We start from the raw sequence: 14,240 nt of genomic DNA on the forward strand, positions 1-14,240 counted from the left end.
ATGTGTTATGCGACATGATCGCCGAGTCGGCGCGAACCTCTCGTGCCGCAGGAGGCGAGACATGTCTACCCGTCCGTACGAGCAGTTGGCGTCCCGCTCTCGCCAGGCATGGAGCCCTGACGCTGCCCGGATCGCAGCGAATCTAGGTGAGCAGGTCGATGCCGAACTCGCGGCGCAGGTCGCACTTGGAGCCGAGCTGCGCGCGGCTCGCGAAGCCGCGGGCCTGACGCAGGTGCGACTGGCTGAGTTGGCTGCCGTTCAGCAGGCGGAGGTCTCCCGGATCGAGCGTGGACTGGGCAATCCGACTCGTGACACGCTCCTCCGACTCGCCGCGGTACTGGGCTTGCGGCTGGCGCTCGTGCCAGCGAACACGGCAGCAGCCGAGGCAACCGGGGGCTGATGCAACGGTTGGTGGGCCATGACTCCTGCCCGCAAGCCCTCGATGCCCCGTCAGGGTGCGTAGACGTCCTCGACGAAGGCGAGTGCTGCTCCGAGGACTTCGGGTGCGCGTTCCTCGACGATGTACTGGAGCGGGATGTTCTCGTCGAGTCGGGGGTTCGCGCCGACGATCCAGGCAAGGGCTGTGGCTGGGCCTTGGCGGCTCTGTAGCGTCCACCAGACCCGATAGCCCAGGCGGAGCCTGCGTTGGGCGTCAAGGCGTGGCGTCGGCCCGCCGGTCTTGGCCCACTTGCTCGGCATCGTGCGGTCCTTCGCGCCGGCGATCGTCTGCGTGATCGTCGGCCCGAGGTTCTCGTTCAGCGCTCGCACCAGATCGTGGATGTCTATCTGCATCGAAATCGCGTGCGCCCGGTCGCTGATGCTGTCGTCCATGGGATCGACACTACGCCTATGGCTCATAACAGCCACGGTGATCCCACAGCGAATCCACATTCTTCCCGCTGGCGTGAGGCCCGTTGCCAGCATCACGCGCATGGCAGCTGCCGGCCAGCATCTTGTGGCAGCCCTGGTGCGCGGGTGTCCTCACCCTCGACGCAGGCGGTCCCGTTGGCTCGGGGTCAGTCCGGCACGGACGCCGACGGCGCTGACGTAGCGAGATCTCTCGGTCTGGAGTGCTTCGCGCAGGCAGTCGGTGGCCACCGGGCACTCGGAGCACACTCGCCGTAGCGCGGCCAGGCTGCCAGTCCCGTCCGGGGCATGGAAGCGGGTGTCTGCGCCACAGGCAGCATCGCGGTGCCAGGCAGGCTCGATCCGCGCGGGTGGTCCAAGAACGAGCTCCGCCCAGATGGCGGCGGCCAGATTCTTGGTGAGGCTGGCGACATCCGGTGAACCCGGCGCAATCATGCGTTCTCCAGGAAGCCACGGGCTCGGGCCAGTTCGTCGGCGGTCAGCCCGACCGTCGGCGCTGGTCGCAGTAGCAGGCAACGCGTCCCGTAGGTTCTGCGGGTCTCGCGCTGGTGGGCGGGCGTCAGGTCGTCGTCGACCCAGGCGAAGCGTCCTCCCGGTGGGACGTGGCGCCGGATCGCGTCGAGCTTGGGCCACCGGCCCTGAGAGGCTGACTGGTCCAGGGCCGCCAGGAGAGGGAAGTCGACCAGGCCGAGCGCTGGTGCCACGTGGGTGCGGGCGTCGTTGCCCCAGCTGGTCAGCCACCGCAGGTGGGCTGTCCCCGTGCGGTGTAGCGCGTTGAGTCCGTCGATGACGTCTGGGCGGTAGAGCAGGCGGTGCCCGCCAACTCGGGCAAGGCGCAGTCCGTCGTGAGGGCTGGTGCCGTACGGGCTGATGACGCCGTCGAGGTCGACGATGAGCAACGGAGCGGGCCGCGAGTCGGAGCCGACTGCGGTGAAGCTCTCGTCGGGCTGTGGTTCTCCGCCCGCGTTCATGGCGCCGGGTCCTTCGGCTCAGTTGCGGGAGTCCGCTCGGGCTCGTCACGGCTCTCTGGCTTGCGTCGTGGTCGCTTGCGCGGCGTGATCCGCGCGTGGAGCTGCAAGGAGCGCGGCTCGCGGGTGGCGTACAGGATCCGCTCCCAACGCAGGCGGTTGATCGCGAAGCTCGCCTGACCGTGACTCCAGCCCATGTGTTCGCCGACTTCGCGCCAGGTCGGTCCCTTGCGGTGGGTGCGACGGTAGGCCGCGACGAACCGTACGACCGCGCGGGCGACGTCATCGCGCACAGACCCGTCCTGCAGGATCGACCCGTGCGACGGGGTCGAGGAGTCCCTGTCGTGTTGGCCTTCGGGGGGTGTGGTCATCGTTGCTCCTGCTGGACGGTCTGGTGTGCGAGGTCGGTGAGTGCATCGGTGGCGGGCTGTCGTAGCGAGGTGGCGAACTGCCGGTACAGCGCGCGCTCGAACCGGTCCGGCGGGGCTGGCCAGCCCGGACTCGTGGTCACCAGGGCGTGGGCCCAGTGCTCCCACAGCCACGTGACGGCGAAGCGATGGGACTCGGCGCGGGTGCCGGGACGGTGCTCGGCGCTCCAGTCCTCGAACCAGGCACGACGTCGGGCGAGCCGGCCTATCACTTCCTCCCGGGCGCAGTAGTCGATGCCCAGCAGCTCGGCTATTCGGTCGAGGACCTCGGTCAGGGCGTGGGGATCGAGGGTGCTGCGGGCGCTGACCGCTCGTGCCGTGCGGGTCCCCAGATCTGGATCGAGGCCCAGTAGCGTGGCAGCCTCCGCCCACGTGCCGGCACCGGATCTGCGGGCCAGGCACAGCGACAGGAACAGGCGGGGGGTGTGTTCCCGGGTCGTGAACAGGCCGGCCGCCTGCTGGTGGTAGAGATCGGCGGGGAGGACTTGGGGAATCGTGCTCTGATCGAGGCGGCGTGGGCGTGCTGCTAGGGCGTGGCTGACTCGTCGATGGGGTGCGAGCGTCGCCATGACCAGGCGCGTCAGCGTGGGAGTCATCCGGGTGTGATCGGCCAGCCACCCGAGGCGCGATTCCGGCCCAGGTGGGACCAGTTCCACCCATGGGGCCAGTTGCTCGGTGGCAGCTTCCACGTTGGGCAGGGTGAGAAGCTCATCGGTGGTGTCGAGCACCGCGGAACGCAGCCGCGACGCCGACGGAGGGCACAGGTGCCAACGCGTCCGGCCCGCCGCCTCAGCGCGGACCTGCTCGGACCATCCGGCGAGGAGCTCGGCACCGGGGCGCTGCGCCAGGTGTAGCAGGAGCACCGCCAGCGCTCGAGAGTCCTGCAAATACTGCTTGCCAGGCACGGGACGGCCGAGCACCTGGACATCGTTGCGGGCGAGTGCGGTGTCGTGGCGTTGTTGTCGTGCCACTGCTTTGCTGGGCGCTGGTTCGGTGTCCACCAGGCGGAGGTCCTGTTGGCAGCCGTCGCGGCCGGTGATGGGGTTGAGGCAGCGGGTGCCGGCTGCGCGCCGTAGCGGGGTGTGGGCATGGTCGAGAAGGCGCCGGCCGCAGTCCGGGCACGCGTCGATCAGGTAGGCGTGGTGGCGCGTGCAGATCGTGGTCGTGGGCAGGCGCCATCCCAGGTGCCACAGTCCGTCGTCGTTCAGGCATCGTGGGCATGCGGATGAGCCGGTGGCGTGGACCCATCCGCGGGCCGCTACACGTCGCCATGTCGTCCACCGCGTCGGGTCGAAGCCTGAAAGATCGAGTGCCCCTGTTCCGTCGTACCGGCTCAATGTCGCGGCCCGGGCTGCGCCGATCAGGGTGCCTGTGAGGGCCACCAGCGTCCGCGCGGTCGGTTCTGTCAGCGCAACAGGCAGGAATCTGGTGGTGGCGCCGTGGCGGCGCAGCGTGGCGCATAGGTGCGCGCTCGTCATCCCGTTGTCCTGCGCGAGATGCTCCAGCCAGTCATCGACGGGCTGGCCGTGGCCGGGCCCGTACTGGATGGGGAGCCCGTTCAAGCCGATTCCCTCTCCCGGTCAGGCGCCCCGTGCGCACCTGAGGCGGTGAGCCCGGTCGGATCGATGACCTCGGCGAGGATCTCGTGAGCTGCGTCCGCCAGCAGGTACCGCTGCTCAGGATCAAGGCGCTCGTCGAGCACGCAGGCAGCATCGGTAGCCCGACGGGTGGAGCGTGGCCCGCGAGTGAGGAAGATCCACATCCATCCCCACGTGGCCGTCAGGGTTCCGGGGATGGCGTACAGGTCCATCACGGCGCGGAGCTGGCGTCGCGAGTCGGCTCCCCAGACGAGATGCCGCCGCCGTTCGGCATAGTCCACGAGGTCCTCGGTGACCAGGCGTCTCGCGAAGTCGCGGACCAGCTCAGCATTCTTTGGAGTGATGCCCCGTTCTTCCTGCACCCATCGGCTCACGGGAAGATGTGCCCTGGGCAGCCCCAGTTCGGTCTTGGCACGAAATGCCGAGGCCTTGGCCCGTCCCGGGCTCGCCAGGAGCGCCCGTGTCACGACGGCGAGCTCTGCGCGCAAGGCCCACTGGGCCGGTGGCGGCGCGAACCGTTCGGCGTCCAGGGTGAGCCATGCCGGTACGTGCTGCGGCCCTAACCCGGACGATCTCGTCATCGTCTCGAGGTCGGTGGCGAGACGCTCGACCTCTTCCCAGGAGGCTCTTTCGACTGGTGCTCCGGGTAGTCGCATCGAGGGCGCCGGTGGGCGTGGCAGGACGGTATGCCAGGTGTCCTCCAGCGCGCGCACGGCAGGGTTCGAGTGCTCGCGCAGGCGCTGCCACCCCTCAGTCATGAGGCGCCCACCACGAGAGGGCGACTCAATCCCGCGCCACGCCTCCAGGACGAGGACGGCCTGGGCGGGGTCGCGTGGCGGACGTTTGGCCCAGTCCCGGTACCTCTCCCCCGCTACGCGAGTCACGTCGGCTTCCCACCCCGACACGGGCGGCCAGTCATCGTCCGCAGTGGTCGCCAACAGCGTGGTGAGCCGGTAGACCGCCCGGAAGTGCGGCAGCACTGTGGTCGAGCTCCTCTGCACCTGCAGGTGATACGCGATGCGCTCCTGCACCCCGAGCGCGTCATCGTCAGGCACCAGACCGGCGTCGTAGGTGCCATCTCGGGGAGAGAGTTGCAGCAGCCTCGGACAGCCGGTGCAGAGCGGGTGCACCGCGAGCTGCCAGTCCCGCAGGAACACGCCCCTGCGTGCGGTGCATGCCGGGCACGACCAGCGCACCCCGGGCAGCCGCCACGTCCGCGCGGTCGCGTTGCGCCGATTCCCATGCCCCACCAGGGAATTCGGGTAGATCTCCAGGGTCATGTCACGCAGTACCGGGCCCGCGGTCCCGATGGCTGCGGACAGCGCAGAGTAGAAGGCCGCACTGGGTGCTTCTCGCCGGATCTGAGCGCGCAGTCGCATCGCGGCCGGCTGCGCGGTGTTCAGTCGGATGGTCCGCTCGGCCAACGAGTGCAGGTGTTCCCCCGGCGCTGGTTGTGGCCGAACGGGCAGCAGACTCATGCCGCCGCCGAACGCCGCGCCCGCGGCTTCCTAGCCCGCCGTGCGACGTCAAGCGCCTCGCGCTTGGCCCGCTCCTTGAGCTCGGCTTCCTCGACATGCTTGGGCGTGATCGTCCACAGGTCGTCCTCGGCGGCACTGAGGGCCGCACGAGTCACGAGCTCAGCAACGTCGCCCACGAATCCCTGGGTGCGACGCCAGATGTGCGGGGCGTGCCTGCCGGCGAGCAGTCCCGGCTGCGCTGCCGGAAGAAAGGGAAGGACGGCCTGCTCGATCCCGTACAGGAACTCCTGCCACGCTGCGCGCGCCTCGGCGGTGTCGACACCCATCGGCTTGATGCGCTCGTAACGCAGACGATTGCGGATCTGCGGATCCTCAAGGATCGGGTGATCGGCAAGTCTCGCGCCCACCAGGACTACCGTGCCGTCTCGCTCTCCCAACTCCGTGTTCACGTGCTTGATGTGGTCGAGCACGTCGCGACCCGGCTGAGCACCGGTCTTGAGCAGGTGAGCGTCGTCGACGATCAGCACCCGGACGCGATGCAGGTCGATCGCCTGATAAATGCGCTGGTTCAGCGCACGGATCGTGCCGTCGACCGGATATCCGAGGTACGCCAAGATCGCCGTGTTGAAATCCTTGATAGTCGTCGCTGACGAGAGATTCACCCACACGATGGGCACATGACTGGCCCGCACCCCCGGACGTGGTTCCCACACCGGAACCTGAGGAGACTGGAGCGCCGTGCCGATGATCTCCTTGTACAGGCCCATCGCCCACGACCGCACCAAGGTGGACTTGCCGACCCCGTTGAGAGCGTCGAGGGCGACGATGTCCTTCGCCCCATGGCCGAGTACTTCATTGTCTTCCACGCACTCAGTCAGGAGCCTCTCGACGCGGCCCTTCTGGGGCCAGTCGTACTGCTGCCCCCGCATCCAGAGACGTCGGTCCCGAACCTCCCGTCGGCGCGCCGTCGGCCTCAACCCGCGAAGCTGCTCGACGGTCATCATTACCGGGCGCCGCCGTCGAGTCTCCCGCGCATGCTCGTGCCACAGCTCGGCCTTCATGCGGCATCCCCCGCCGAGGGAGGCGGCGGGTCGAAGTCCCAGTACTCCGCCCAGATCGAGTAGTCGTCCGCCTCCTCCGCACGCCGAGGCTCCTGCGGAGTCAGATCGTCTCCTCTTGCCGCGTGTGCCACCGCGTCTGCAACGGTACTTGCGGCCTCGGCCTCGGTGTGGCCGCGACGAGAAGCGTGGAATCGCATCCGCGCTGCACCGATCCGCTTGCGCCATGCCTTGGGAACCACGCCGTCCAGTAGCGTGCCGAGCTCGGCGATGATCTCGTCCTCAGCGACCTTCCGATTCAGGCGTGCGCCGGTTGGGCGCCGTTGCGCCAGGGCGCGAATCTCGCGAGCCAGCGCTTGCGTCAGCGGGGCGTCCACTAGGTGCGCCTTGCGCCACGGGACCTCGACGATGCGGCCGGTATCGGGATGTCGGAACCAGATCCGAGTGACGTCGTGCGGGTCGTAGTGAAACGGCATCGCCCGATCCTGGGCCCGGAACATACCCGTGGGGGCATGGCGATATCCATCGAGTTCTCGGCAGTCGTACACCAGGTCATTGAATTCGACTCCGCTTGAGTTTACGGTACCCCACCGGACCGGCAAGAAGTCGTAGATCAAGTCGGGGCGCTGCGGAACGTGCAGTCGGCCGGTCAGCTTCAAGAGCGCATCGAACAACTCGATCGGGCGCACGTCGGTGCCTTCCGCACCAGGGATGCGCAGTCCGCTGTGGGGTGTGCGGTGGTAGTCCAGCACGATCCAACGCCGCAGCCACCGTTCGAGCTCGGGCGCCGTCAAGAGTGGATCAGCTTTGTGCCCGCCTGGGGTTCCGACCTTTCGGCCTCGCTCGGCGACGTTGCGCCCCTTGTAGCCAGACAACTGCTGCAGCCCACGTTGGAGCGTCTCGTGATAGCGCTCAAGAATACCGTTGTCGATCGGGCGGCCTTTACGCGACAACGGCGAGTCGATCCCGAACCTGGCCAATAGCTCTCGGAAGACTTGGGACACGAAGATCGACCCATGGTCGGATCGAACCGACGAGGGCCGCACTCCCGGCACCATGTGCGTGCCCTGCAGGCCCGGCGCGGTGTGCATGTGCCGGCAGGTCCTGGGGCAGGACACCTCGATGCCGGAGCAGTCCGGATCCGCGTCCGGCTCATCGGTGTAGAAATCGATCTTCTGCGGGACGCCGGCCCAGGCCCAATCCGAGACCTCGGTGCCCTCGACCACCTGAGAGAAGGGACGCATGGCGTCGTACATGAGCATCGCGGCGTCGTGGGAGTCCGCGCTCAACGGCACCACTCGCAGCGCGAGGATCACCCGGGTAGCCATGTCCATCGCCGAGATGATCTCGACACTGCACGAGCCGCCCCGCACCGGGCACCACACCATCGCGTCCGCTCGGGTGACGTCGATCGCGACCACCTGGCCCGGCACCATCGCGGGAAAAGATTCCGTACCCCCAACACCTCGCAACTTGTTGGATCGCTGCGCCCGTGTGTTGCCCCCACGCGAGCGCATCAGGTGGCTGAGGTACTTACCAGCCGCCCGCTGCGGAGCCGCGATATCCAGACCATTCTCGCGCAACTGCACCTTGATTCGACGGTGAACCTCGCGCAGGCTCACGGTCGAGACATCACCGTCGAAGCCAGCGATCACATCCTGGGCAGCTTGGCGCCACTCCAGTGGAATCGTCGCGAACACCTCGACGGCTTTGGCGCGCCGGCCATCCATCAGACCGATCAACCCTCCGGTCTCCCAATTCCGCAGCCACAGCCGCACCGTGCTGGCGGACACCACGCTCGCGGGTGCTGCAGCCCTGGAAGATTGCGACTCATGCGACAGCCGCGCGGCCATCCGTCTACAGCGTTCGGTGAGCGAAGTCCCAAGGGCCGGATCGAACAGTTCGGACGGTTCCTCCGGTAGGGCGAGCTCCCGGTGGCCGTGTCGGTAGCCCGTGGTGATCTCCTGCACGATCCCGAGGCGCTGCAGCGCCTCGGTCCTGGCCGCCTCGTCCACGCGGTTCCACACCTCTGCAAAGCTCCCGAGGGTCGCGACCTCGCCAACAGAGCCACTTCCATCGACGGGCTCCATGGTGCGCAGGTCCGGCCAATCGACGAAGCTCACTCCCCCGCGTACATCGCGTAGCTCAACTCCCGCCCGATCGATGTGGAGCACCACGGCAGTGCCGTCATCGGTCAGGACCATGGCACCAGCTGTCAGCTCGACCCGGTTGCTACGCATCGGCCACCTCACCTACGCCCACCATGGTCTCGGACGTGATCGGCTCGTCGAGATCGAGTAGCAGCTCACCGGACCACACCAGATGCCACATCAGCGCCGTGAGGTGGCCGTCGCCATCGTCTAGGCCGATCAGGTCGCTGACGTTCGCCTCACCCGAGGCGGCCAGGCGCCTAAGGCGATGCCGGTCGGCGTGGTGTGGCCAGCCTGGGGGGCGACGGAACGAGGCCAGCCACAGAAGGTTCAGTCGCGTCGGCATGCTCTCACCGCCCTGGACCGCATAGCGCCACCCGACCGCCTCACATGCCGATCTCGTGGCTTCCGCGTGTTGTTGGAACGTCTCGTCCTGACGCGCCTCAGGACGCACGTCCCAGATGACGACGCGCCCGCTCCGATGCTCAGCGAGAAGGTCAGGGACGTGCCTGGCACCGTTCTCGAGAATCAGCTCCAGTGGTTGGGCGACGATCCACGTGACAACGCGGTCGCGGTCCAATTGCCGCGCCTGCTCATACTCCAGGCCCGAGTCGAGACGGAGCACCGAGCCGGTCGTCTGGCAGTGCATGTGCACCGGCGCATGTCGCGACATCGCGTCGGCCCTCGTGCGTCGAGCAGGCTCAAGCGCGCGTACCGGGGGCGGGCCGTCCCGCCAGTCCCAGATCTGCTCGACACCATCTGTTCGGATCGTCCATACCGCACTCACGCACGACACCTCCATCAAGCGGCCGCACCAGGGGGTCTGGGACGCGAAGATGGCCCGCGCGTACTCCATGTACGGCGGGCATCGCGCACCCTAGACTGGCCACGACGGCCCTTCGTCTTCCACGGACACATCAGAGCCGTCACCGGGGTGTCGCTGTTACAGCAGCGGCACCCCTCCTGCGTTCTCACGCACAGCTCGGCCACCCATTGGGCGGCTCCCCCGAGCCTAGACCCAATCCGCGCCGAGCGATAGAGATGTTTCGCACCCAGAACTGCCTGCGACTCCTCGGCTAGATGCTGCGAACCGTCCACCTAGTGCTGCGAACCGTCCACCAGTGAGGGAAGGAATCGCACGCAACTGAGGTATTGTGCGGCGTAGCTGCTGGTCAGCAACATACTTCCTGGCTGGAGGATCCCTAGGTGGTTACCGACCCGCTTCATCGACCACTGCGCTGCATGAACCCGTACTGCACCAACATGTGCCCGCTGCCCGTCGCAGGGCGGCCAGGCGCGTTCTGCAGCGCAGTGTGCAAATCGAGGTACGGCCGCCGGCGAACTGAGCTCATCCGCGAGCTGGATACCCTTGATCAGGAGATTGCGGCAGCGGCCAAGAGAGCGCGGCCAGAGCTCCGCCGCCGCCGCAAGGCCCTGCGATTCCACCTCATCCGCCATCCACAGCTACCGACCAGCGGCATGGGCGGGGGCACCGATCGCGAGCCTTAGTCGACCTGTCACCAGACTGCGCGATGCGCGCACGCTTCCTGGGGCAATGGGGATGCTTGTGCTGAGCGCCTGAGATGCTGTTCGGGTGATCTCGGATAGCTCGGTCGCGGACCGCATGGCGCAAGACAGCTTGCGCGGGATGGCCCTCTCGCAGTTCGCGATCGCGATCAACGGCATCCGGCTCTCGTTCTGGGGCGAAGACGTCGCCTCGGTCCGCCACGAGGTCCATGTCGAACAGTCCGTCGTCGGCGTGGTCTCCCCTGCTGAAGGTCGAGTCGCGACCTATGAGTGGACCGATCCTCACGTCGCAACGGCCCTGCTCGCATGCCTCGGTCGGCCTCTGCTCGAGGTCGGTGTGCTCGCAGGCAGCCTCACCCTGCGCTTCACCGAGATCGCGCTACTCGTCGAGCCCGACGACCACTATGAGGCCTGGCAGATCAGTTCTGACGACGGGCTCCTCATCGCCTGTGCCCCCGGCGGAGAAGTGTCGACGTGGCACCCGCGCGAGTACTGACCCAGGTCACCATGCACACAGCCGGGCCCCGATCGCGCCAAGTACCGCGCCCGCTCGATACGTCGCGGCGCTTGTCGTTGCGGGTGGCGAGGCCCCGCCATTGCTTGCGCAGGTTGAAGGACCGCTCGACGACGGCGCGTCGCTTGTAGGCCTCGGCTTCGAGTCTCGGCGGCCCACAGTCCACGCAGCCGCGCCTGCGACGTTCTGCCTGCTGGTCCGACAGCTTGGGCGATTACCGCCTTGACACCGCGCCGGCGCAACTTCCCCCCGGGCCCCCCTGACGAGTACCTCCCTGATCACGGCGCCAGGCGTAATTCGTCGGTCGTCCAGCGCCGATGCGCGGCCCGTCGTGGGACTGCACCGGTGTCACGACAGCCGCCGATGATCGTGCGCGGCCGTCCATCGCCCGGGGGCCACAGCCTGCCGCAGCGCATCCGCGGGTAGTCAGCTTTGCTCGCGATGGATCGAAAACAGCATCCCCGCCAGGACCCTGGCGCACAAATACGTGCCATCTGGCACTTACCGTCAAGTCCAAGCAAAGAGTCAATCTCGTTACAGCCAGTTTAACTAGCCGTAGGATCGGTCAAACTAGGTTGCATCTCGACAACAACAATGGCTCACACCTGCATGTCAACGAACCGGGAGTAGTGCCCCTGGAATGCCACAGTAATTGTGTCCGTCGGACCATTACGATGCTTCGCAACGATCAGGTCCGCCTCACCAGCTCGTGGCGATTCCTTCTCGTAAGCATCTTCACGGTGCAGAAGAATAACCATGTCAGCATCTTGTTCGATAGATCCCGACTCACGAAGATCCGACATCGCCGGCTTCTTGTCCTGCCGCTGCTCCGGACCACGATTCAGCTGGGACAGGGCGATGACCGGGACCTCGATCTCCTTCGCGAGGAGCTTCAGCGCGCGCGAGAACTCGGAGACTTCCTGCTGGCGGGACTCGACCTTCTTGCCGGACGTCATGAGCTGTAGGTAGTCGATGACCACGAGCTCGAGGTCATGCTTCTGCTTCAGCCGCCGGCACTTGGCGCGGATCTCGGTGAGGGACATGTTGGGCGAATCGTCGATGAACAGCGGCGCCTCGGAGACCTTGCCCATCACCTTGGCCAGCTTCTGCCAGTCGTCGTCGCCGAGCGACCCGTTGCGCAACTTCTGCAGGTGCACGCGCGCCTCGGCGGAGAGCAGACGCATCGTGATCTCGTTGCGGCTCATCTCGAGAGAGAAGACCACGGACGTCTTCTGGTGCTTGATCGACGCCGACCGCGCGATGTCGATGGCGAGCGTCGACTTGCCCATGGCCGGTCGCGCTGCGACGACGACCATCTGCCCGGGGTGCAGCCCGTTCGTGAGCCGGTCGAGGTCGGCGAACCCGGTGGGCACCCCGGTCATGCCCTCACCACGGTTCCCCGCGGCCTCGATCTCGTCCATCGCCCCGCCGATGATGTCGGCGAGCGGCGCGTAGTCCTCGGACGTCTTGCGCTCGGTGACGGCGTAGATCTCGGCCTGGGCGTTGTTGACGACCGCGTCGACGTCCCCACCGTCGGTCGCGTACCCGAGCTGGACGATCTTGGTCCCGGCCTCGACGAGCCGCCGGAGCACGGCCCGCTCCTGCACGATGCGCGCGTAGTAGCCGGCGTTGGCCGCCGTGGGCACCCCGGCCATGAGGTCGTGGATGTAGGAGGCGCCGCCGATCCGCCCGATCTCGCCGCGCTTCGTGAGCTCGGCGACCACGGTGATCGCGTCGGCGGGCTCACCGCGGCCGTACAGGTCGATGATCGCGTCGTAGATCGCCTCGTGCACCGGGCGGTAGAAGTCGTTGCCGCGGATCTGCTCGACGACGTCGGCGATCGCGTCCTTGGACAGCAGCATGCCGCCGAGCACGCTCATCTCGGCGTCGACGTCCTGCGGTGGGGTGCGGTCGAAGCCTCCTCGTGACGGCGCGTAGTCCGCTTCGAGCTCCTCGATCGACATGTCTCCACCTCCCCCGGCTCGCACCGGAACCACACCCGAGCCGGGCAGCTCGACCGGTCCTCACGACCTTGTTCTACAGTCCACCTCTGACACCCGGGACGACGCTAGGCGCGCCCGGGACACCGCGCAAAAGACACTGTGGACACAACTGTGGACAGGGTTGTGGAGGACTGCCCAGGCCTGTGCACCGGTGGTGGACAACCCTGTGCACAACTGGGGACATCTCCTGTGTACAACTCTGGATCGGTCCCTGACCTGCATCGACGTCGTACCCAGGCTGTGGAGAGAAGAAAGGTGGGGTGAGTTGCGCCGCATCGACCGCGAGATCCTCGCGCTCGCCTGGCCCGCCCTCGGTGCGCTCGTCGCGGAGCCGCTGTTCGTGCTCGTCGACAGCGCCGTCGTCGGCCACCTCGGCACGGCCCAGCTCGCCGGCCTCTCGCTCGCGTCGACGCTCCTCATCACCCTCGTCGGCCTGTGCGTGTTCCTCGCCTACGCGACCACCGCCGCCGTGGCTCGTCGCCTCGGCGCCGGGCACGACCGCGAGGCGCTCCAGTCCGGCGTCGACGGCATGTGGCTCGCCCTGGGCCTCGGCATCCTCCTCGCGGCGTTCCTGTGGATCGCCGCGCCGTGGGCCGTCACGGCGATGGGCGCCTCCGACGACATCGCCCTGCACGCCACGACCTACCTGCGGTGGTCCGCCCCCGGGCTCCCCGGGATGCTCCTGGTCCTGGCGACCACGGGCGTGCTGCGCGGCCTGCAGGACACCCGCACCCCCCTGTGGGTGGCCTCGGGCGGTGCGGTCCTCAACGCGGTGGGTTCGATCGCCCTCGTCTACGGCGTCGGGATGGGGATCGCCGGTTCCGCCCTGGCGACGACGACGGCGCAGCTGCTGATGGCGGTCGTGCTCGCCGCCGTCGTGGTCGCCGGTGCCCGCACCCGGGAGGCGTCGCTGCGCCCGCACCGCGCCGGGATCTGGGCCAACGCCGTCGCCGGTGCCCCGCTCTTCGTCCGCACCGTCTCGCTGCGCCTCGCGATCCTGCTGACGGTGTGGACCGCGACGTCGCTCGGTGCGGTGGCTCTCGCCGGGCACCAGGTGATCAACAGCCTGTGGGGGCTGGCGGCGTTCGCCCTCGACGCCCTGGCGATCGCGGCCCAGGCGCTGGTCGGTCACGGACTCGGCTCCGGCGATATCGAACGTGTGCGTGCCGTGCTGCGGCGATGCCTGCAGTGGGGCGTCGGCGCCGGGGCCACCATCGGCGTCGTGTTGGCGGTGTCCTCGTGGTGGTTCGCGCCGTTGTTCTCCCCCGACCCGGAGGTCCGGGTCGCGATCACCGTGGGCCTGGTCGTGTGCGGGGTCTTCATGCCGATGGCCGGCTGGGTGTTCGTGCTCGACGGTGTCCTCATCGGGGCCGGCGACGGCCGCTATCTCGCGTGGGCCGGCATGCTCACGCTGGTCCTCTACGTACCGTGCGCGTTGGCGGTCCGTGCCTGGGCGCCCGCGGGCGCCGTCGGGCTCGCCTGGCTGTGGGCGGCGTTCGCCGGGGTGTTCATGCTGGCCCGCGCCCTCACCACGGGACTGCGGGCCCGCGGCGACCACTGGATGGTGACCGGCGTCTGACAGCGGTGCTCATTCGGCATCTTGGGTCACGTTCGGCAGTTGGAACTGCCGAACGAGGCACCAAGTGCCG

The 14,240-nt window shown here is 67.8% G+C and carries 13 protein-coding genes; 3 read left to right on the forward strand and 10 right to left on the reverse strand.

Annotated elements, in window-relative coordinates:
* Nucleotides 1-61 precede the first annotated feature (61 nt).
* On the forward strand, nucleotides 62-400 hold the full coding sequence (locus AC3RJ8_RS17905) for a helix-turn-helix transcriptional regulator (protein WP_489713900.1): 339 nt from the start codon (nucleotides 62-64) through the stop codon (nucleotides 398-400).
* A gap of 50 nt (nucleotides 401-450) precedes the next feature.
* Here AC3RJ8_RS17905 and AC3RJ8_RS17910 read toward each other — a convergent pair whose 3' ends face one another.
* The 9 genes from AC3RJ8_RS17910 to AC3RJ8_RS17950 all read right to left on the reverse strand — a co-directional run bounded on the left by AC3RJ8_RS17910 (nucleotide 451) and on the right by AC3RJ8_RS17950 (nucleotide 9,334).
* Nucleotides 451-831, reverse strand: coding sequence for a hypothetical protein (locus tag AC3RJ8_RS17910; protein WP_489713901.1), 381 nt, complete (start codon nucleotides 829-831; stop codon nucleotides 451-453).
* A gap of 150 nt (nucleotides 832-981) precedes the next feature.
* Nucleotides 982-1,302: a WhiB family transcriptional regulator gene (locus tag AC3RJ8_RS17915; protein WP_489713902.1), complete on the reverse strand. Its 321-nt coding sequence runs from the start codon at nucleotides 1,300-1,302 to the stop codon at nucleotides 982-984.
* Complete coding sequence (locus tag AC3RJ8_RS17920; protein ID WP_489713903.1) at nucleotides 1,299-1,838, reverse strand: HAD domain-containing protein; 540 nt, start codon at nucleotides 1,836-1,838, stop codon at nucleotides 1,299-1,301. The genes AC3RJ8_RS17915 and AC3RJ8_RS17920 overlap by 4 nt, the downstream gene beginning before the upstream one ends.
* Complete coding sequence (locus AC3RJ8_RS17925; protein WP_489713904.1) at nucleotides 1,835-2,206, reverse strand: hypothetical protein; 372 nt, start codon at nucleotides 2,204-2,206, stop codon at nucleotides 1,835-1,837. Before AC3RJ8_RS17925 ends, AC3RJ8_RS17920 begins: the two co-directional genes overlap by 4 nt.
* Entirely contained in the window at nucleotides 2,203-3,825 is a 1,623-nt protein-coding gene (locus AC3RJ8_RS17930; RefSeq protein WP_489713905.1) for a TniQ family protein, read from the reverse strand. Before AC3RJ8_RS17930 ends, AC3RJ8_RS17925 begins: the two co-directional genes overlap by 4 nt.
* Nucleotides 3,822-5,339: a TniQ family protein gene (locus tag AC3RJ8_RS17935; RefSeq protein ID WP_489713906.1), complete on the reverse strand. Its 1,518-nt coding sequence runs from the start codon at nucleotides 5,337-5,339 to the stop codon at nucleotides 3,822-3,824. Before AC3RJ8_RS17935 ends, AC3RJ8_RS17930 begins: the two co-directional genes overlap by 4 nt.
* Nucleotides 5,336-6,400: a TniB family NTP-binding protein gene (locus AC3RJ8_RS17940; RefSeq protein WP_489713907.1), complete on the reverse strand. Its 1,065-nt coding sequence runs from the start codon at nucleotides 6,398-6,400 to the stop codon at nucleotides 5,336-5,338. Before AC3RJ8_RS17940 ends, AC3RJ8_RS17935 begins: the two co-directional genes overlap by 4 nt.
* Nucleotides 6,397-8,601, reverse strand: a complete 2,205-nt coding sequence (locus tag AC3RJ8_RS17945) for a Mu transposase C-terminal domain-containing protein (protein WP_489713908.1) — start codon at nucleotides 8,599-8,601, stop codon at nucleotides 6,397-6,399. The genes AC3RJ8_RS17940 and AC3RJ8_RS17945 overlap by 4 nt, the downstream gene beginning before the upstream one ends.
* A 28-nt stretch (nucleotides 8,602-8,629) precedes the next feature.
* The gene (locus AC3RJ8_RS17950; RefSeq protein WP_489713909.1) at nucleotides 8,630-9,334 is read right to left on the reverse strand and encodes a TnsA-like heteromeric transposase endonuclease subunit; all 705 of its coding nucleotides are present in this window, start codon (nucleotides 9,332-9,334) and stop codon (nucleotides 8,630-8,632) included.
* An 807-nt stretch (nucleotides 9,335-10,141) separates the two neighbouring features.
* Between AC3RJ8_RS17950 and AC3RJ8_RS17955 the strand changes: the two genes are divergently transcribed.
* Nucleotides 10,142-10,570 (forward strand): DUF6188 family protein, encoded by a 429-nt coding sequence (locus tag AC3RJ8_RS17955; RefSeq protein WP_489713910.1) that lies wholly within the window; start codon nucleotides 10,142-10,144, stop codon nucleotides 10,568-10,570.
* 617 nt (nucleotides 10,571-11,187) lie between these two features.
* Here AC3RJ8_RS17955 and dnaB read toward each other — a convergent pair.
* A complete protein-coding gene (gene dnaB, locus AC3RJ8_RS17960) occupies nucleotides 11,188-12,552 on the reverse strand; it encodes a replicative DNA helicase (RefSeq protein WP_489713911.1) in 1,365 nt (454 codons plus the stop codon).
* 304 nt (nucleotides 12,553-12,856) lie between these two features.
* On the opposite strand from dnaB, the gene AC3RJ8_RS17965 reads away from it, so the two are divergent.
* Nucleotides 12,857-14,170, forward strand: coding sequence for an MATE family efflux transporter (locus tag AC3RJ8_RS17965; RefSeq protein ID WP_489713912.1), 1,314 nt, complete (start codon nucleotides 12,857-12,859; stop codon nucleotides 14,168-14,170).
* The last annotated feature ends 70 nt before the right edge of the window (nucleotides 14,171-14,240 follow it).

It is taken from the genome of Isoptericola sp. MSGPD8_1_ISO-PGPR-S23-394, assembly GCF_058072785.1.